16 protein-coding genes are annotated in these 18,834 nt (G+C 67.8%); 11 read left to right on the top strand and 5 right to left on the bottom strand.

The window, feature by feature from the left end; genetic code table 11:
* Positions 1-23: 23 nt before the first annotated feature.
* The 3 genes from Q7P21_RS00170 to Q7P21_RS00160 all read left to right on the top strand — a co-directional run bounded on the left by Q7P21_RS00170 (position 24) and on the right by Q7P21_RS00160 (position 3,774).
* Positions 24-197: a hypothetical protein gene (locus Q7P21_RS00170; protein ID WP_304166291.1), complete on the top strand. Its 174-nt coding sequence runs from the start codon at positions 24-26 to the stop codon at positions 195-197.
* A 92-nt stretch (positions 198-289) separates the two neighbouring features.
* A complete protein-coding gene (locus Q7P21_RS00165; protein WP_304175218.1) occupies positions 290-2,095 on the top strand; it encodes a M2 family metallopeptidase in 1,806 nt (601 codons plus the stop codon).
* A 98-nt stretch (positions 2,096-2,193) separates the two neighbouring features.
* Positions 2,194-3,774 (top strand): pilus assembly protein TadG, encoded by a 1,581-nt coding sequence (locus tag Q7P21_RS00160; RefSeq protein WP_304166284.1) that lies wholly within the window; start codon positions 2,194-2,196, stop codon positions 3,772-3,774.
* Positions 3,775-3,826: 52 nt separating this feature from the next.
* Here Q7P21_RS00160 and Q7P21_RS00155 read toward each other — a convergent pair whose 3' ends face one another.
* Genes Q7P21_RS00155 through Q7P21_RS00145 form a run of 3 tightly spaced genes read right to left on the bottom strand, consistent with a single transcriptional unit; the run spans position 3,827 to position 9,196 of the window.
* Complete coding sequence (locus Q7P21_RS00155) at positions 3,827-6,274, bottom strand: ATP-binding protein (RefSeq protein WP_304175216.1); 2,448 nt, start codon at positions 6,272-6,274, stop codon at positions 3,827-3,829.
* A 59-nt stretch (positions 6,275-6,333) separates the two neighbouring features.
* Positions 6,334-7,272, bottom strand: coding sequence for an isopenicillin N synthase family oxygenase (locus Q7P21_RS00150; protein ID WP_304175214.1), 939 nt, complete (start codon positions 7,270-7,272; stop codon positions 6,334-6,336).
* Positions 7,273-7,318: 46 nt separating this feature from the next.
* A complete protein-coding gene (locus Q7P21_RS00145) occupies positions 7,319-9,196 on the bottom strand; it encodes a monovalent cation:proton antiporter-2 (CPA2) family protein (protein ID WP_304175212.1) in 1,878 nt (625 codons plus the stop codon).
* Positions 9,197-9,319: 123 nt separating this feature from the next.
* On the opposite strand from Q7P21_RS00145, the gene Q7P21_RS00140 reads away from it, so the two are divergent.
* Positions 9,320-10,030 (top strand): CoA transferase subunit A, encoded by a 711-nt coding sequence (locus tag Q7P21_RS00140; protein ID WP_304166273.1) that lies wholly within the window; start codon positions 9,320-9,322, stop codon positions 10,028-10,030.
* Positions 10,030-10,671, top strand: coding sequence for a 3-oxoacid CoA-transferase subunit B (locus Q7P21_RS00135; RefSeq protein ID WP_304175210.1), 642 nt, complete (start codon positions 10,030-10,032; stop codon positions 10,669-10,671). The genes Q7P21_RS00140 and Q7P21_RS00135 overlap by 1 nt, the downstream gene beginning before the upstream one ends.
* Positions 10,672-10,675: 4 nt before the next feature.
* On the opposite strand, the gene Q7P21_RS00130 is transcribed toward Q7P21_RS00135, so the two are convergent.
* Together Q7P21_RS00130 and Q7P21_RS00125 are read right to left on the bottom strand one after the other, a co-directional pair.
* On the bottom strand, positions 10,676-11,314 hold the full coding sequence (locus tag Q7P21_RS00130; RefSeq protein ID WP_304164425.1) for a DUF1109 domain-containing protein: 639 nt from the start codon (positions 11,312-11,314) through the stop codon (positions 10,676-10,678).
* Positions 11,304-11,852, bottom strand: coding sequence for a sigma-70 family RNA polymerase sigma factor (locus tag Q7P21_RS00125; RefSeq protein WP_304164423.1), 549 nt, complete (start codon positions 11,850-11,852; stop codon positions 11,304-11,306). The genes Q7P21_RS00130 and Q7P21_RS00125 overlap by 11 nt, the downstream gene beginning before the upstream one ends.
* Positions 11,853-12,028: 176 nt before the next feature.
* Here Q7P21_RS00125 and Q7P21_RS00120 point away from each other — a divergent pair, with 176 nt between their 5' ends.
* From Q7P21_RS00120 to Q7P21_RS00095, 6 genes are all read left to right on the top strand, one after another.
* The gene (locus Q7P21_RS00120; protein ID WP_304175208.1) at positions 12,029-12,328 is read left to right on the top strand and encodes a DUF2282 domain-containing protein; all 300 of its coding nucleotides are present in this window, start codon (positions 12,029-12,031) and stop codon (positions 12,326-12,328) included.
* Positions 12,329-12,354: 26 nt separating this feature from the next.
* The gene (locus tag Q7P21_RS00115; protein WP_304164418.1) at positions 12,355-13,200 is read left to right on the top strand and encodes a DUF692 domain-containing protein; all 846 of its coding nucleotides are present in this window, start codon (positions 12,355-12,357) and stop codon (positions 13,198-13,200) included.
* Positions 13,193-13,966 (top strand): DNA-binding domain-containing protein, encoded by a 774-nt coding sequence (locus Q7P21_RS00110; protein WP_304175206.1) that lies wholly within the window; start codon positions 13,193-13,195, stop codon positions 13,964-13,966. The genes Q7P21_RS00115 and Q7P21_RS00110 overlap by 8 nt, the downstream gene beginning before the upstream one ends.
* Before the next feature lie 11 nt (positions 13,967-13,977).
* Positions 13,978-14,445, top strand: a complete 468-nt coding sequence (locus tag Q7P21_RS00105) for a DoxX family protein (protein ID WP_304164412.1) — start codon at positions 13,978-13,980, stop codon at positions 14,443-14,445.
* Between the two features lie 71 nt (positions 14,446-14,516).
* On the top strand, positions 14,517-15,095 hold the full coding sequence (msrA, locus tag Q7P21_RS00100) for a peptide-methionine (S)-S-oxide reductase MsrA (RefSeq protein ID WP_304164409.1): 579 nt from the start codon (positions 14,517-14,519) through the stop codon (positions 15,093-15,095).
* A gap of 341 nt (positions 15,096-15,436) precedes the next feature.
* Complete coding sequence (locus tag Q7P21_RS00095; protein WP_304164405.1) at positions 15,437-18,784, top strand: TonB-dependent receptor domain-containing protein; 3,348 nt, start codon at positions 15,437-15,439, stop codon at positions 18,782-18,784.
* Positions 18,785-18,834 lie beyond the last annotated feature (50 nt).

Genomic DNA, 18,834 nt, shown 5'->3' with positions numbered 1-18,834 from the left:
GCAACGCACCATGCGAGGCCGTCATGTCCGAACAGCCCTTCGCCTACTCGCTGACCCACGCGGAAAGCGGCTGGACCTGGTGCGTCTATGATGAGGACGGCGCGACCGTGGCCGCTGGCTCGGTCTACAGCCAGTCCGACGCCCAGGCGGCGGTAGAGGCCTCCATCCGACTTGCGGCCCAGCAGCTGGGCGCCTGATCGGGTCTTGACGGCGAGGACGCCCGGCGATCCCCTCTCGGCATGGCGACGCTGACGCGTCGCGCCCCGATCCCTGCAAGGACGCCCTTCGCATGAGACTTCATCTGCTCGCCGCCGCCTCGGCGGCGCTGCTGGCCGCGACCTCCGCCGCCGCCCAGACCCCCGCCAGCCCGCCCACCCCGGCCGAAGCCAAGGCCTTCGTCGACAAGGCCGAGGCCGACCTCGCCGCCTTCAACGAATATGCCGCCAAATCCTCCTGGGTGCGCGCCACCTACATCACCGAGGACACCCAGTGGCTTGAGGCCCGCGCCGGCGCTCAGCAGAACGAGCTGGCCACCGGTTTCGCCAAGCAGGCCGCTCGCTATGATGGGGTGGCGGTCGACCCGGTCACGGCCCGCAAGCTGAAACTGCTCAAGCTCTATCTGGTGATCCCGGCCCCTGACCGGCCCGGCGCGGCCAACGAGGTCGCCCAGCTCGCCTCGCGCCTGGACTCGACCTATTCGACCGGCAAGTTCAGCTACAAGGGCAAGACCCTGAACCTGAACGACGCCGAAGACATCCTCGCCCATTCCCGCGATCCGGCTGAGCTGAAGGCGGTCTGGGAGGGCTGGCACTCCATCGCCCCGCCGATGAAGGACGACTACGCCAAGCTGACCGCACTCGCCAACGAAGGCGCCCGCGGCCTGGGCTTCAAGGACACCGGCGCCCTGTGGCGCTCCAACTACGACATGGATCCCGACGCCTTCGCCGCCGAGACCGACCGGCTGTGGAAACAGGTGGAGCCGTTCTACAAGAACCTGCACTGCTATGTCCGCGCGCGTCTCAACGCCAAGTACGGCGACGCCGTGCAGCCGCGCACCGGCCCGATCCGCGCCGACCTGCTGGGCAATATGTGGGCCCAGGCCTGGGGCAATATCTATGACGTGGTGGCCCCGGTCGGCATCACCTCCAGCTACAGCCTCGATGATCTGCTGACCAAGCACGGCTATGAGCCGGTGACGATGGTCAAGACCGGGGAGGGCTTCTATTCGTCCCTGGGCTTCGCGCCCCTGCCGAAGACCTTCTGGGAGCGCTCGCAGATCACCCGCCCGCGCGATCGCGAGGTGGTCTGCCACGCCTCGGCCTGGGACGTGGACGACAAGAGCGATGTGCGGATCAAGGCCTGCTTCAAGGCCAATGCCGAGGACTTCTACACCGTCCACCACGAGCTGGGTCACAACTACTACCAGCGCGCCTATTCCGGTCAGCCCTACCTGTTCAAGGGCTCGGCCAATGACGGCTTCCACGAGGCGGTCGGCGATTTCGCGGGGTTGTCGGCCCTGACACCGACCTATCTGCACCAGGTCGGTCTCCTGGATCAGGTCCCGGGCGACGCCGAGGACATCCCCTTCCTGCTGAAGATGGCGCTCGATAAGATCGCCTTCCTGCCCTTCGGCCTGATGATCGACAAATGGCGCTGGGAAGTGTTCTCCGGCCAGGTCGACCCGGCCCACTACAACGAGGCCTGGTGGAAGCTGCGCCGGCAGTATCAGGGTCTGACGCCGCCCGGGCCGCGTCCGGCCGACGCCTTCGACCCGGCGGCCAAGTACCATATCGCCGCCAGCGTCCCCTATATGCGCTACTTCCTGGCCTATAATTACGAGTTCCAGTTTCAGCGCGCCGCCTGCCGCCAGATGGGCTGGAAGGGGCCGCTGCACCGCTGCTCGGTCTATGACCGCAAGGACGTGGGCGAGAAGCTGAACGCCATGCTGGCCATGGGCCAGTCCAAGCCCTGGCCGGAGGCGCTCCAGGCCTTCACCGGCGAGAAGACCACCGACGCCAGCGCGGTGACCGAATATTTCCAGCCGCTCAATGTCTGGCTGATCAAGCAGAACAAGGGTGAGCACTGCGGCTGGTAGGGCGCGCGTCGTCGGCGTTTACCCTGCCCGGCGCCCTATTCGTTTACGTTGATCGGCGATCCTCCTGCGGAGTTTCCTAAATCGCGGGAGGACGTCTCGTGCGTCGCGTGTCGAACAGCCCGAACAAGCCAGGCCGCCGCAAGGCGCTGCTCGGCTGGCTGCGCGCCGGCGCCCGGGATGAACGCGGCGCGGCGGCGGTGTTCTTCGCCGTGGCCATGATCCTGCTTGCGCCCATCGTCCTGGGCATGGCCGACATCTATCTGGGCTCGACCCAGAGGACCCAGCTGCAGGACGCCCTCGACGCCGCCACCCTGTTCGCCGCCCGCTCCAGCGCCAACACCACCCCCGCCGTCGACGCCGTCGGCGACAAGGCGCTGAGCGCCAATCTCGTCCTGCCCAGCGGCGTGACCCTGGTCTCCTCGACCTTCACCCTCAGCGGCGACACCGTCACCGGCTACGCCGAGATCACCGCCCCGGCCATCGCCCCCGGTGTCTGGCCTCACGCCAACATCACCGCCAACGCCAAGGTGGTCCGCTCCCTCGACCGGCTGGAAGTCGCCCTGGTGCTCGACAATACCGGCTCCATGGCCGGGACCAAGCTGACCAACACCAAGACGGCGGCCGACAATCTGATCGACACCCTGGTCACGGCCGCAGCCCAGAGCACGCTCACCGACCCGCTCAAGGTCTCGCTGGTGCCCTTCTCAATGACCGTCCGGGTCCAGAACACCACCAGCCTGACGAACTACAACACCACCACTCATGCGGGGACCGGCATCCCCACCTGGCTGGACCCGGAGGCCAAGGCCGAAGTGGCGGCCGGCACGGACAATTTCGATGTCCAGACCGACCGGTTCAAGATGATGAAGCAGATGGGCCTGTCCTGGGCCGGCTGCGTCGAGAGCCGTCAGCAGCCTTATGACATCCAGGAAACCGCGCCGACGACGGGCACGGCGGCCACCATGTTCGTGCCCTATTTCTGGCCCGACGAGCCCGATTCCAGCGCCGGCTACTGGGGCTATCAGAACGACTATCGCCCGGACGGCACCACCAGCAACAGCTGGCTGACCCGTCAGCGCAACTCGGCCAAGTACACCGCCGCCCCGACCTCGGGGGATGGCCCCAACCAGGACTGCGACATGCAGCCCCTGATCCGGCTGACCACCGCGACGGCCTCAGTGAAGACCGCCATCGACGCGATGGTCGCCACTGGCGAGACCAATGTGCCCATGGGCCTGATGTGGGGTTGGCACACCTTGTCGCCGAACGCCCCCTTCGCCGACGGCGCCGCCTATACCTCGACCCATCTACGCAAGATCATCATCCTGATGACCGACGGCGACAACACCTACACCAACCCCTCGAACTCCAACGGCAACCTCTCCAGCTATGAGGGGCTGGGCTATATCTGGCAGAACCTGTTGGGCGTCACGAGCGCGTCGGATTCCACGCGCACCACCAAGATGAACGCCCGCTTCACCGCGCTCTGCGCAAATGTGAAGGCCCAGGGCATCACCATCTACGCGGTGGGCGTCCAGGTCTCGTCGGGCTCCAAGGCCCTGCTGCAGAGCTGCGCCACCTCGAGCGACAAATATTATGACGTGACGGCGGCCTCTGATCTGAACGCCGCCTTCGCCGCCATCGCCGGCTCGATCAACGCCCTGCGCATCTCCCACTGATTGTCGGGACGAGGCAGGCCGCGGCGAACGCGCCGTGGCCTGAGTTCGGCCCTCAGGCGGTACGCGTGCGCGCCTGAGCCTCGACCTTGGCGGTCCAGACCTGCTCGACCACCCTCAACAGGCCCTCGGCGGTGATCGGCTTGGTGACATGGCCGTCGGCGCCGGCGGCGGCCGAGGCCTGAGCGTGCTCGGGCATGGCGTTGGCGGTCAGGGTGTGGATCGGCGTCGGCCGCGCGCCCAGGCGGGCCTCGCGCCGGCGGATGGCGCGGATGGCGGTCAATCCGTCCATCACCGGCATCTGCATGTCCATCAGGATCAGGTCGAAGTTGGAGCGGGCGGCCAGGTCCACGGCCTCGGCCCCGTTCTCGACGCTGGTCAGGTCGACCCCCGCCGCGCCCAGGATCAGCTCAACCACCCGGCGGTTGGTCGGGTGGTCCTCGGCCAGCAACACCCGCATGGCGTCCAGGTCGGCCGGCGCGGCCGCCCCTTCATGTTCGCCCCACATCTCCACCGCGCCCTGGCGACGGGGCAGTTCCAGGGACAGGCAGAACACCGAGCCCTCACCGGGGGTGGAACGGGCCGACAGCGCGCCGCCCATGGCCTCGGCCAGGGAGCGGGAAATCGCCAGGCCCAGGCCGGTGCCGCCATATTTGCGGGTGATCGAACCGTCGGCCTGCTGGAAGCGGCCGAACAGACGCTGGCGGGTCTCCTCGTCGAAGCCGATGCCGCTGTCGGCGACCTCGAAGTCGAGATGGGTGGTGGTTTCGTCCCGGCGGGCCCTGACCGACAGCTTCACCTCGCCCTGGCCGGTGAACTTGACCGCATTGCCCAGCAGGTTCGACAGGATCTGGCGGATGCGCGGCGCATCGCCCTCGAAGGCCCCCTGTGCGTAAGGGTCGACCGCGACGGTCAGCTTGAGACCCTTGGCCTCGGCATTGGCCTGGAACAGGGCCGCGCAGGCGTTGACCGAGGTGACCAGGTCGAAGGCTTCCGGCCGGATCACCAGCTGGCCTGCCTCGACCCGGGCCAGGTCGAGAATGTCGGTGAGCAGCGCTTCCAGGGTCTGGGCGGAGGTCTCGATCAACCCGACCATCTCGGCCTGGGGCTGGGACAAGGGCGTCCGCGCCAGGGCGCCGGCTATGCCCATCACCCCGTTCAGCGGGGTGCGGATCTCGTGGCTCATATTGGCCAGGAATTCGCTCTTGGCGCGGTTGGCCGCCTCGGCGGCCTCCTTGGCCTGCAAAACCTCGAGCTCGGCCCGCTTCTGGCTGTCGATGTCGCGCAGCACGCCGACCACGCGGGTGATCTGGCCGTCCTCGCCGCGGAAGGTGTCGACGGCGGAGAAGAACCAGCGCGCGACGCCATCCTCCGGCGACACCACCCGATAGGTGGAGCGGAACGGCGCGCCGGTCTTCACGTGGGTCTTCCAGATCACCTTGACGGCGGCCAGGTCGTCGGGGTGGATGTCACGCCAGATATTGGCGTTGAATTCATTGAAAGTCTGGACGGCTATGCCGGTGGTCTTGGTCGAGGTCAGCTTCTGGCGTTCGTAGTCCATCTCCCAGACATTCAGCTCGCCGATCTCCAGGGCCAGCTTCAGTCGGGCCTCGGAGCGCCGGGTGACTTCCAAGGCCTCGACCGTGGCGGTGACGTCCACCGACATGACCAGCACCCCGCCGACCGCGCCGGTTCCGTCGCGCCAGGGGGTGACCTCGACCCGCACCCAGCGCGGTGTTCCGTCCGGCAGCAGGATACGGACCTGGTCCTGCTGCACCGCTTCACCGGCGAGCGCCTGCTCGTACAGCCGCCGCCAGCGATCAGGTTCGGACCCGGTGTCGTGGAGAATAGAGCCGACCAGGTCCGGCTGCTGGCGTTCGGTGTTCCAGCGCGGGCTGACGCGGATCACCCGCAGCGCCCGGTCGGTCATGCACATGGCCACCGGCGCCGCCTCGACGAAGGCCGCAGCCAGTTCGCTGGCCGCCGCCGCCTCGCCCTTGACCTGGGCCAGGTCGCGCAGGGTGTGATGCTGGGCGCACTCATTGGCGACGATGGCCGCCAGGTCGCTCAGATAGCTCGCGAGATCGGGGTCGAAGACGTGCGGCTGCTCGTGGGCCAGGATCACCGCGCCGATGCGGTGGTCAGCCGCCAGCGCGATGGGCGCGCCGGCGATGAACCTCAGCTGCCGGGGCCCGGTGACATAGGGGTGCGCGGCGAATTGGGAATCCTCGCGCGCATCCTCGACCCACAGCAGGTCGTCCGATCTCAGGACGGCGCCGGTGAAGGTGGCGGAAAGGTCGGGTTGGCGGTCCCAGTCGTCCGGCGCATTGGCCCGCCAGACGCCGAGCTCGTCGCACAGCACGACGACGGCGTGAAAGCCCGTATGGGCGCGGGCCAATCGCTCAACCCGCTCAAAGGTCGGGACCAGACTGCGCAGATCAAGGGCGCCACCGACCTGGGTGGGCAGGCCTGAGACCGTCGTCCCTGTGCTCCCTCGCGCCATGCCGTTCTCCCCTCAGAGAACGGGAGTATTCGGCTGCGACGTTAAATTTCCGTCGCGCTCTACAGCAGTTTGATCTCGCGCAGCCGTTCCTTGAGGAATTCATCGGCGGTGATGGGGGTGGGATAGCGGTCCGGCCGCGCCGCCGTGACGCAGGCGGGCAGGGTGGCGATCTCGTAGTCCGGATTGAAGTGCAGGAAGAACGGCGTCGAATAGCGCGGGAATCCCCGCCGCTCCGGGGCCGGGTTGACCACCCGGTGGGTGGTGGAGGGCAGCACGTGGTTGGTCAACCGCTGCAGCATGTCGCCGATATTGACCACCAGGGCCCCGGCCGGCGGGCTGATCGACAGCCAGGTCCCGTCGCGCTTCAGCACCTCCAGCCCGGCCTCCTCGGCGCCGAGCAGCAGGGTGATGACATTGATGTCCTCATGCGCTCCGGCCCGGATATTGGGCCCGTCGAAGGGCGCGGGCGGATAGTGCAGCAGGCGCAGGATCGAATTGCCGTCGGCCACCGTGGCGTCGAAGAACTGGCGGTCCAGCTTCAGATATTGGGCTATGGCCTCCAGCACCTTCACCCCCATGGCGTCCAGCGCCTGGTAGAGCCAGGCGACATCCGGGTGGAAGGCGGGAACCTCCGCCGGCCAGACATTGGGCGGCATGTTTCCGGCATAGCGATGGCCGGCCGGCAGGTCGCGCCCCATGTGCCAGAACTCCTTCAGGTCGAAGTGCTCGTGGTCCTTGGCCGTCTCGATGCCGAACGGGGTGTAGCCGCGCTGACCGCCGGTCCCGACCACATAGGCCCGCTTGGTCGCCTCTGGCAGGGCGAAGAAGGCCTTGGCGGCGGCGATCGCCGCCTCGATGCGGCCCTGGTCCAGGCCGTGGTCGGCGATCACGGCGAAGCCATAGGTGGCGAAGGACTCGCCCAGCTCGCGGGAGAAGCCTGCGAAATCAGCGGTGAACGACCGGAAGGAGACCGGCGCGATGGAGTCTGGGGTGGTCATTCCGCTCCCCTACACCCGCGAGGCCGCGGCCTCCAGACCTGTCACCTCACGACGCTCGCGCAGCGCGCGCGGCCTCGACCTCGGCGGCGGCCTCGGCCTCTTCGTCCTCGTCGATGTCCATTTGCTCCAGGTCGGCGCGCAGCAGCCGCTCCATGGTCTCGGCGGCGTCGCGGCTGGCCAGGATATAGCGGTCCTCGCCCCAGACCGGCGCCAGGCGCAGGAAGGAGGCGATGTCGTGCTTGCGGAAGATGGCTGCGGCCTTGGAGGCGCGCTTGGCCGAGAAGCCCAGATGCTTCAGGGCCCGCTCGCCGAACTTCAACCCGCCCTCGAAGGTCTCGCGCTCCACCCCGTGAGCGCCCTTCTTGAGCAGGTCATAGGCATGCCGGCGGTCGAAGGCGCGGGCCAGGACCGTCAGGTGGGGGAAGGCTTCCCGCGCCGCCTCCACGATTTCGATGGCCTTGTCCTGGTCGTCGATCGCCACCAGCAGCAGCTTGGCCTTCTCAGCGCCGGCGGCCCGCAGCAAGTCCAGCCGGCTGGCGTCGCCATAGTGCACCTTGCGGCCGAACCGGCGCAGCAGGTCGATCTGCTCGATGCTGGAATCCAGGGTGACGGTGGAGACCTCGTTGGCGATCAGGAGGCGGCTGGCGATCTGGCCGAAGCGGCCATAGCCGGCGATGATCACCTCCGGGTCCTTCTCGTCGAAGGGGATGTGCTCGGGTTCCGGGCCCAGGGCCTCGGCGCGGTTCAGCACCAGGATCTCATAGGCCAGGAAGGCCAGGGGGGTGAAGGCCATCGACACCGCCACCACGGCCGACATCAGCTTGGCGAGATCCCCGCCCATGACGCCGGCGCCCACCGCGAAGGTCAGCAGCACGAAGGCGAATTCGCCGCCCTGGGCCAGGGCCACGGCGGTGGTGGCGGCCTCGCGCTGCGGCATGCGCGCCAGCCGTCCGACCGCGAACATGGCCAGGGCTTTCAAGATCATCACGCCGACCACCAGCCCGAACAGCAGGAAGGGCTGGCGAGCGACCACGCCGAAGTCGAGGCCCGCCCCCACCGTGATGAAGAACAGGCCGAGCAGCAGGCCGCGGAACGGCTCGATGTCGGTCTCCAGCTCACGACGGAACTCGCTCTCGGCCAGCACCACCCCGGCCAGGAAGGCGCCGAGCGCCGGGGACAGCCCGACCAGCTGCATGAGGGCGGCGACCGCCACCACCAGCAGCAGGGCGAAGGCGGTGAAGATCTCGCGCAGCCGGGCGGCGGCGATGAAGCGGAAGATCGGCTGGGTCAGATAGCGGCCGCCGACCACCACGGCGCCCACCGCCGCGAAGATCGCCACGGCCCGCAGCCAGCCGGGCAGGCCGGCCAGCAGGGGGGTGTTGGCGCTGGCCTCCACGGCATGCGGAATGGTGGCCAGCAGGGGCAGGAAGGCGAACAGCGGAATGACCGCCAGATCCTGGAACAGCAGGACGCCAAAAGTCGCCTCGCCGACCGCGCCCTGGCGCAGGCCCTTCTCCTCCAGATTGGCCAGCACGATGGCGGTCGACGACATGGCCAGCACCAGGCCGGCGGCGACCGCCAGCTTCCAGGTCAGGCCGAACATCACCGCCGCGCCGGCGATCAGCACGGCCGTGAGGACCAGTTGCCCGCCGCCCAGGCCGAAGATCGCCGTCCGCATCCGCCACAGAAGCGCCGGGCGCACCTCCAGCCCGATCAGGAACAGCAGGATCACCACCCCGAACTCGGCGAAGCGCATGACGTCGTGCTGCTCGCCGACCAGGTTCAGCATGAAGGGGCCGACGATGATGCCGGCCACCAGATAGCCCAGCACCGAACCGAGCCCCAGACGCTTGGCGATCGGCACGGAGACGACGCCCGCGGTCAGATAGACCAGGGCTTGGATCAGGAGGCCTTCGCCGTTCATGGCTGGGTGTCCGGGCGGGGGCTTGAGTGCATGGCGTGACTATGGACCGAGGTTCACGGATTCGCGCAGCGGATTTCCGCAAGGTAGGTTTTCAAATGCTGCAGTGCGGCGTAAGAAATCGGCATGGCTGACAAGGTTCGCAAGGACGCGGTCGAGGCGCTCTCCGAAGTGCTGTTCGACGGCATGACCATCATGGCGGGGGGCTTTGGCCTCTGCGGCATTCCCGAAAACCTGATCGCGGCGATCCGCGACACCGGGGTCAAGGACCTCACGGTGATCTCCAACAATTGCGGGATCGACGGCTTCGGCCTGGGCGTGCTGCTCGGCGCCGGCCAGATCCGCAAGATGATCTCGTCCTATGTGGGCGAGAACAAGCTGTTCGCCGAGCTCTATCTGTCCGGCAAGCTGGAGCTCGAGTTCAATCCCCAGGGCACACTGGCCGAACGCATCCGGGCCGGCGGGGCGGGCATACCGGCCTTCTTCACCAAGACCGGGGTCGGCACCCTGGTGGCCGAGGGCAAGGAAGTCCGGGAGTTCGACGGCGAGCTCTATGTGATGGAGCGCGGCCTGACCGCCGATCTCGCCATCGTCAAGGCCCACACCGGCGACGCCGAGGGCAACCTCGTCTACCGGAAGACCGCGCGGAACTTCAATCCGATGATGGCCACGGCCGGCAAGATCACCCTGGCCGAGGTCGAGCACCTGGTCCCGGTGGGCGCCCTCGACAAGGACAACATCCACACGCCCGGCGTCTATGTGGACCGCATCTTCCAGGGCGCGGAGTTCGAGAAGCGCATCGAGCAGCGCACCGTCCGCACCAAGGAAACCGCATAATGGCTTGGTCGAGAGACGAGATGGCGGCTCGCGCCGGCCAGGAGCTGCGCGACGGCTTCTATGTGAACCTCGGCATCGGCATTCCGACCCTGGTGGCCAACTACATCCCGGCCGGCATGAGCGTCACCCTGCAGTCGGAGAACGGCATGCTGGGCATGGGTCCCTTCCCCTTTGAGGGGGAGGAGGACGCCGACCTGATCAATGCCGGCAAGCAGACCATCACCGAGCTGCCGTCGTCGTCCTATTTCAGCTCGGCCGACAGCTTCGCCATGATCCGGGGCGGCCATATCGACCTCAGCATCCTGGGGGCCATGCAGGTGGCCGCCAATGGCGACCTCGCCAACTGGATGGTGCCCGGCAAGATGGTCAAGGGCATGGGCGGGGCCATGGACCTGGTGGCCGGCGTCAAGCGGGTGGTCGTGGTCATGGAGCACACCGAGAAATCGGGCGCCGCCAAGCTGGTCAAGGCCTGTTCCCTGCCGCTCACCGGGGCGGGCGTGGTCGACATGGTGGTCACCGATCTGGGCGTCTTCGAGGTCAATCGCGGCAAGACCCCGGTCAGGCTGATCGCCCTGGCGCCGGGCGTCTCCCTCGACGAAGTGACGGCCAAGACCGAGGCCCCCTTCGAGGTGGCGCTCTAACCCCCTACCGCCAACGCAGGACCCAGGGGCCGAGCGCCGCGCCGATCGCGGCCGGCGCAATCATGCCCAGGCTGTACCAGACCGTCACGAAGGGCATGGTGCTCTCCGGACAGTGCAGGCCGTAAATCAGGGCCGCGACCCCGCCGGAGAACAGCCCCGCCGCCGCCCCGGCCAGGGCCAGGCGCGTGGGGGCCAGGTTGCGCACCACGATCAGGGTGAGCGCCAGCATGGGCAGGGCGAGCGTCAGGATGTTGCGCGGGCAGACCCGCCAGGAATGGCCCATCAACAGCGGCATGCGAGCGTCGGGCTCCGCGCCCATCCAGCGCCAGAGGCTGATCGCGCCCACCAGGCCGAACACCGCCAGCGCCAGGGTCAGGCCCCTGCGCCCGGAGCCTGCCGGTCGCGACAGCCGCTCCACGCACCAGAAGCCAGCCAGGGCGAACAGGGCGGCATAGGCGGCCTTCATCCAGAACATCGGCTTGCCGAAGGCCTGCGGATAGTCGGGGCGGAAGCCCAGCCACAGCACCACCAGGACCAGCGCGACCGCGGCGCCGATCCCGGCGGCGAGCGCCAGGCGCGGGCGGACCCCGACCCCCGGCGTCACGTCCAGGCTCAGGGCCTCTATGAGGTCGTCAGTCTTCAACGCCGCTGTTCCTCGCGATGAGCGCCTTCAGGGCGCGGTGCAGGCTGACCTTGGCGGCGCCCTCGCTGATGCCGATTCGGGCGCCGGCTTCGGCCAGGCTGAGGCCTTCGATCTTCACGTCACGCACCAGCTTCTGCTGCTTGTCGGGCAGCACCGACAGCACCCGGTCGAGATCGCCCCGGGTCGAGGCGCTCTCCGCCTCCGGCTCGGCCAGCCACTCCGCCACGTCGTCGATCGGCACGTGCTGGCGGATGCGGTTGCGCCGCCAGTGGTCGATCAGCTTGTAGCGCGCCACGGCGTGCGCCCAGGCCGTGAACGGCTGGGCGGGATCATAGGTCATGCGGCGACGATGCACCGCCAGCAGGGTCTCCTGCACCAGATCCTCCACGTCCGAGCCCGCGCTGGCGTCCATGCGGCGGGCGAAATAGGCGCGCAGCCGAACCCCCAACAGGGAGAGAAGCTCGCGCCATGCGGCGGCGTCGCCAGCCTGGCCACGCACCATCAAGGCCTTCAGGCGGTCCTCGAGGTCTGCGGCCACGCGGGCGATTCTCCATTCAATACGGGCGGTGCGGCCCAAGGGTTACATGCAGCCGCCGACAAAGAAAATCTCTGGTCGACCGTAACCTTGGCCGGGGGCGTCGCGAACTATCTCATCGACCGACGCCGAACAGGACCGGTCGCCGCAACAGACCCAACCCTGAAGGAACGACCCAGATGAACTTCGCCCAAAACACCCTCGCCGCCGTCGCCGTCCTCGCGCTCACCAGCGGCGCCGCGCTCGCCGCTGAAAACAGCATGTCCGGCGGCATGATGGCCAAGAAGCCCGTCGAGACCGAGAAGTGCTTCGGCGTCGCCATGGCCGGCCACAATGACTGCAAGGCCGGCGCCGGCACCACCTGCGCGGGGACCTCCAAGATCGACTATGACGGCAAGGCCTTCAAGGAAGTCGCCAAGGGCACCTGCGTCACGATGAAGACCCCGCACGGCATGGGCATGCTGGCCCCCAAGGGCTGAGCCTGACGAGACCCGGGAAACCCGCCATGACCCACGGACCGTCCGCCGCCCCCACCGCGGGGCTGGGCCTGAAGCCGCAGCACTATGCGGAGGCGCTCGCCTGCGGGGCGGACGGCCTGTGGTTCGAGGTTCACCCGGAGAACTACATGGCTGAAGGCGGGCCCCGGCTCGCCTGGCTCGACGCGATCCGTGCGGACCACCCCCTGTCCCTGCACGGGGTGGGCCTCTCCCTGGCGGCTGACGAAGCCCCGGACGAGGCCCACCTGTCGGCCCTGCGCCGGCTGGTCGACCGCTACCAGCCCTTCGTGGTCTCCGAGCACCTGGCCTGGTCGACCCGACGCGGCGCCTATGCTCCCGACCTGCTGCCCTTTCCCCGCACCCGCCCGGCCCTGGCCCGGGTCGCCGACAATATCGGCCGGATGCAGGACGCCCTGGGCCGCACGGTGCTGATCGAGAACCCCTCGCTCTATATGCCGCTCAAGGGCCACGACCTGTCCGAGACCGAGTTCCTCGCCGAGCTGGTCCGCGCCACCGGCTGCGGCCTGCTGGTCGACGTCAACAATGTCGCGGTCAGCGCGCATAACCTCGGCTATTCCGCTCACGCCTATCTGGACGCCCTGCCGGCCGCCGCCATCGGCGAGATTCACCTGGCCGGCCATGCCCGCGACGAACGCCTGGGCGAGGCCCTGTTGATCGACACCCATGGGGCGCCGGTGGCCGAGCCGGTCTGGGCCCTGTTCGAACGCCTGGTCGATCGGATCGGCCCGCGACCCACCCTGATCGAGCGCGACGACAATATCCCCGCCTTCGCCGAACTCCTGGCCGAGCGCGACCGCGCCCACGCCATGCTGAGGGCGCCGGTCCATGCTTGACCTGACCCGCTTCCAGGACGCCTTCGCCGCCGCTCTGGCGGGGAAGGATGACGCGCTCATCCCTTGGTGGGATGACGCCGAGGCTGGCGCGGCGGGCCTCAGCGTCTATCGCAACACCGTGGCCAAGGGCTGCGCCGACGCCCTGGTCGCCAATTTCCCCAGCGTGGCGCAGGTGACGGGCGAGGCCTGGCTGGCCGCGGCTGCCGTCCGCTTCGCCGCCGACCATCCGCCGGCCCGCGCCTCCCTGCTGGACTATGGCCAGGGCTTTCCCGACTGGCTGGCCCAGTTCCCGCCCGCTGCGGACATGCCTTTCCTCCAGGGCCTGGCGGCCCTGGACCTGGCCTGGACGGCCGCCCATCTGGCGGCCGACGCCTCGTCGCTCGACGCCGCCGCCTTCGAACGCCTGGATGGCGAAGCCTTCGCGGCGACCGTCGCCGACCTGCACCCCAGCGCCCGGATCGCCGCCTTCGACGACGGCCTCGCCAGGCTCTGGTCCAGCCTGAGGTCTGCGGAGACCGCGCCCGAGGCGCTGGAGCTCGATGACGCGGCCTCGGCCGTGCTGATCCTGCGCCCCGGGCTGGAGATCGAGATCCACCACCTCAGCCCAGGCGGCTTCGCCTTTCTCGACGCCTGCCGCCAGGGTCAGCCCCTGGCCCAGGCCGCCGGTCTCGCCCTGGCGGCGGAGCCTGGCCTGGCGCTCGCCCCCCTGTTCGCCACCCTCATCGCCGCCGGCGCCTTCGTGCGCCTGCGCCCCTCATCCGACTAGGAGCCCCTGACATGACCGATCTCGCCCCTGGCGTGGCCGCCCCCGCGCTCGCCAACCCCGTGCGCGCCTTCGCCGGCCTCGCCCAACGCCTGATCCCGGACGACGCCATCGCCCTCATCACCCGCCTGGGCGTGGCCGGGGTGTTCTTCATGTCGGGCCGCAGCAAGGTCGACGGGATCCTGCACATCACCGACGGGACCTACACCCTGTTCCGCGAGGACTATCGCGTCCCGCTGATCCCGTCGGACATCGCCGCCCACCTGGCCACCTACTCCGAACACCTGTTCTCGATCCTGCTGGTGCTGGGCCTGTTCACCCGTTTCTCGGCCCTGGCCTTCCTGGGCATGACCACGGTGATCGAGGTCTTCGTCTATCCCGACGCCTGGCCGACCCACCTCAGCTGGGCGGGCCTCTTGATCTATCTGATCGCCCGGGGCGGCGGCCGGTTCAGCCTCGACCGCGCCTTCAAGCTGGATTGATCGATCCGGCCGGAGCATCCTTCGACGCTCTGGCCGCGTAGACTTTTTGCCGACCTGATCTGGAGTTTCCGATGAACCGTCCGCTGTTCCTCGCCGCCGCCGTCGCCGCCCTCGCCGTGGCGGGGTCCGCCCCCGCCGCCGACGCCTACAAGACCGCGATCTTCGCCGGCGGCTGCTTCTGGTCGGCCGAGCACGACATCCAGCACACCCCCGGCGTCAAGGCCGTGGTGGTCGGCTATTCCGGCGGCCAGCGCAGGAACCCGACCTATGAGAACCATGAGGGCCACCTGGAATCGATCAAGGTGACCTATGACCCCGCCAAGGTCAGCTATCCGCAGCTGGTGGACGCCTTCTTCCACCACATCGACCCGACCGATCCCAATGGCCAGATCTGCGACTTTGGCCCCAGCTATCACACTGCCGTCTTCGTGGCCGATCCGGCCGAGCGGGCGGCGGCGGAACAGGTCAAGGCCCAGGTGGCCAAGGCCCTGAAGCGGCCGGTGGCGACCACCATCCTGCCGGCCTCGACCTTCTGGATGGCCGAGGACTATCACCAGGACTACGCGGCCAAGAACCCGGTGGCCTACGGCGCCTATCGCGTCGGCTGCGGCCGCGACGCCCGGCTCAAGGCGGTGTGGGGCGGCCACTGACCCGACTACGGGGGGGGCGTGAGCCCGTCTGGTCGAAAACAGTGCGACCAATCGCACCAGGGTCGGAGCCCATCCGGCCCCGTCAGGCGCCACGAGCCCGGACACTCAATCCCTGTACGGATAAAGCTTTGCGGGCCGAGCACCCCGCCTTGGCCTCCGCGACCCCGGGCTCGGCCCCCACGAGGCCGTAGAGGGCGATGCGTGTCTTTCGCGCAGCACTGTCACGACTCCTCGCGACCGTAACAAAAGCGTCACCCACCGTGGCGATTTCCGGTCTATAGGGTGGCGAAATCGAGGTGGCCGGGCTGGCGGCCTGCGATGCTTGATGGAGGGGATTCCATATGACGTATCTGAAAAGGCTCGCGGGCGGAGCGGCTCTGACCGCCCTCGTCTGCGCCATGTCGTCGGCGGTCTACGCGCAGGAGACGACCTCGTCCCTGCACGGCGCCGTCACCGCGTCGGGCGCGCCGGTCGGCAAGGCCACCGTCACCGTCGTTCACACCCCGTCGGGCACGCGGGTCGTGACCATGAGCGACGCCAACGGCGACTTCGACGTCCGCGGCCTGCGGGTCGGCGGTCCCTATAAGGTGACCATCACCGCCCCGGGCCACGCGGCCAAGGCCTTCGACGCCATCTATCTCCAGGTCGGCCAGACCTTCAGCCTCGACGCGGACGTGGAGTCCGCCGAAGTCGCTGAACTGGTGGTCACCGGCACCGTCAACCGCGACAAGGACTCCGGTCCCAAGACCGTGCTCGGCAAGGACGCCATCGCCACCATCGTCAGCGTCGACCGCGATCCGCGCGACCTGGCCCGCCACGACATCCTGGTCGCCCAGGACATCTCCGGCGGCCGGTCTGGCACCAATGCCGGCGGCGTCTCGATCGCCGGCTCCAACCCGCGCTTCAACCGCCTCGCGGTCGATGGCGTCACCACCCAGGACAATTTCGGTCTGAACCAGGGCGGCCTGACCACCAACCGTGGCCCGGTGACCCTGGACGCGGTCGAGCAGTTCGCCATCGCGGCGGTTCCGACCGACGTTGAAAACGGCGACTTCGTCGGCGGCGCCTTGAACATCGTTCTGAAGTCCGGTGGCAATCAGTTCCACGGCATTCTCTTCGACAACTATCTGAACGACGGCATGGTCGGGAAGAAGAGCGAAGACACCACCATCAAGCAAAAGATCAGCCAGAAGAACTACGGCGCCTTCCTCTCGGGCCCGATCTGGCAGGACCACGCCTTCTTCGCGGCGTCCTATGAAAAGTACGAATCGATCGCCCCGACGCTCTTCGGCGCGCCCGGCTCCGGCGCCGCCAACATCTTCCTGAACGGCCTGACCCAGTCGACGATCGACTCCGTCGCCAACACCTACAACACCGTCTACAAGAGCAAGTTCAACACGTTGGGTATCCCGACCACCACCCCGGTGCTGGACGAAAAGTACTCGGTGAAGCTGGACTGGAACATCACCGACCGGCACCGGGCGAGCGTCACTTATCGCCGCGCCGAGTCGATGACGACCAACACCTTCAACCTCAGCGCCACCACGGCCAACCTGGCGTCGGCCTGGTACGTGGTCGACAACGTCGACACGGCGACCACGGTCGAACTGCACTCGAACTGGACCGACAATCTGTCGACCACGTTCAAGGCGACGACCCGCAAGTACACCAACTCCCAGACGCCTCCGAGCGGCCAGAACTACGCCGACGTCTCGGTCTGCACCGCGCCGACCTCCGACGCGACCCTGACCAGCTGCGCCAGCGGCTTCGACACCGTCCGCTTCGGCCCCGACCAGTTCCGCCACTACAACAAGCTGGCCGAGGAAGAGACCCGCTACCAGTTCGTCGGTGAATATGTCGCCAGCGACCACCTGCTGAAGTTCGGCGCCCAGGCCCGCGAAGCCAAGCCCTTCGACGTCTTCGTGCCGCAGTCCCACGGCCTGTACTACTTCGACTCCCTGGCCGACTTCGCGGCTGGCAAGGCGGGCTCGCTCAGCTACCAGAACGCCGTTTCCGGCAACCCGGCGGATGCAGCCTACAACTCGCCCTACTGGACCTATTCGGTCTTCCTGCAGGACACCCTGACGGTCACGCCGGACCTGAAGGTCGCCGTCGGCGCCCGCTACGACTGGTACTCGGAATCCGACAAGCCGATCTTCAATCCGAACTTCCTGGCCCGGAACGGCTATTCCAACCAGAAGACCATTGACGGCCAGAAGATCCTGATGCCGCGCGTCTCGGCCATCTGGACCCCGGCCAGCAATATCAAGCTGAGCGCGGGCTTCGGTCTGTTCTCGGGCGGCACTCCGGACGTGATCACCGGCGCGCCCTTCTACAACACCGGCTACGCCACCACCGGCGTTACCATCAACCGCACCGCCACCGGCTTCACCGAAACGACCGGCGCCGGCGGCTTCACCAACGCCATCGGCTCGGCCGGCCTGGACAATCTGTCCGCCGATCCGACCTTCGGCTACACCGTCCCGACCGTGATCCAGCAGCTGCAGCAGGGCACCCTGACCGGGACCCCGCTGATCCCGCCCCTGGGCGCCGTGATCGCCCTCGACCCCTCCTTCCAGATGCCCAGCCAGTGGAAATCCTTCCTCTCGGGCTCCTGGACCGTGGGCGACGGCTGGCGTCTGTCGGCCGACGTGGTGGCCATCAAGACCAACCACGACGTCACCTATTTCGACAACCGCTCCCAGCCTCTGACGATCAACGGCGTCCAGCAGTTCCTGCCGGACGGCCGTATCCGCTATGACGGCCTGGCCGCCACGGTGGCGGGTAAGACCTCGTCCAACCTGGGCTCGAACAACGACCTGATCGTCGGCAACAGCTCCAAGGGCCACTCCTATACGGTGGCTGTCGGCGCTTCGAAGACCTTCGATTGGGGCGGTGATTTCGGCATAGGTTACGCGCACCAGCAGCTGAAGGATCTGACTCCCGGCCTGTTCTTCGGCACCACCGCTGGCTCGCTCTATGGCAGCGCCCCGGCCGGCCAGGACCCGAACCGCGACACCCTGGGCCGCTCGGTCTACGAGATCGGCAATCGCTACAAGTTCGAGTTCGGCTATCACCACGCCTTCTTCGGCGACAACATGACCCGCGTCAGCCTGTTCGCTGAACGTCAGGACGGCCGTCCTTTCAGCTTCCTGATGAGCGACCGCGCCAGCGGCCGCAGTGCGGTCTTCGGTGTGACCAAGACGGCGCAGGAACTCTATGTTCCGGACTTCAAGGGTGACACCAACACCGCCGACCTCAATGTCGGTCTGGTGACCTTCGCCACCCAGGCGGACTACGACAACTTCAAGCGCTACGTGACCAACTTCGGTCTGCCGAACAACGCCCTGGTCGATAAGTACTCCAAGACCAATGCGCCGATCGGCCGCCTGGACATGCAGTTCAGCCAGGAACTGCCGTCCTTCTTCGAGGGTCACAAGATCAAGGTGAACCTCGACGTTCGCAACGTCCTGAACCTGGTCAACAACAAGTGGGGCCGTGTCGCGGAATATGGCGATCAGGTCCTGGTGAAGGTTGACTGCGCCGACGCCAATGGCGTGGCCATCGCCTCGACCAGCGCCGCCTGCCCCCGCTACAAGTACTCGCAGGTCCCGACCTCGGTCACCAAGACCCAGAATGCGGCCGCCTCGCTCTGGTACGTCCAGCTCGGTCTGCGCTACGAGTTCTAAGCGTCTGATCGGACGACAAGATCTGGGGGGCGGTCCGGCAACGGGCCGCC

Source organism: Phenylobacterium aquaticum (assembly GCF_947378715.1).
Lineage (GTDB): Bacteria > Pseudomonadota > Alphaproteobacteria > Caulobacterales > Caulobacteraceae > Phenylobacterium > Phenylobacterium aquaticum_A.
The sequence above is the reverse complement of the archived record's forward strand: the minus strand, read 5'-3'. Positions and strand labels throughout refer to the sequence as shown.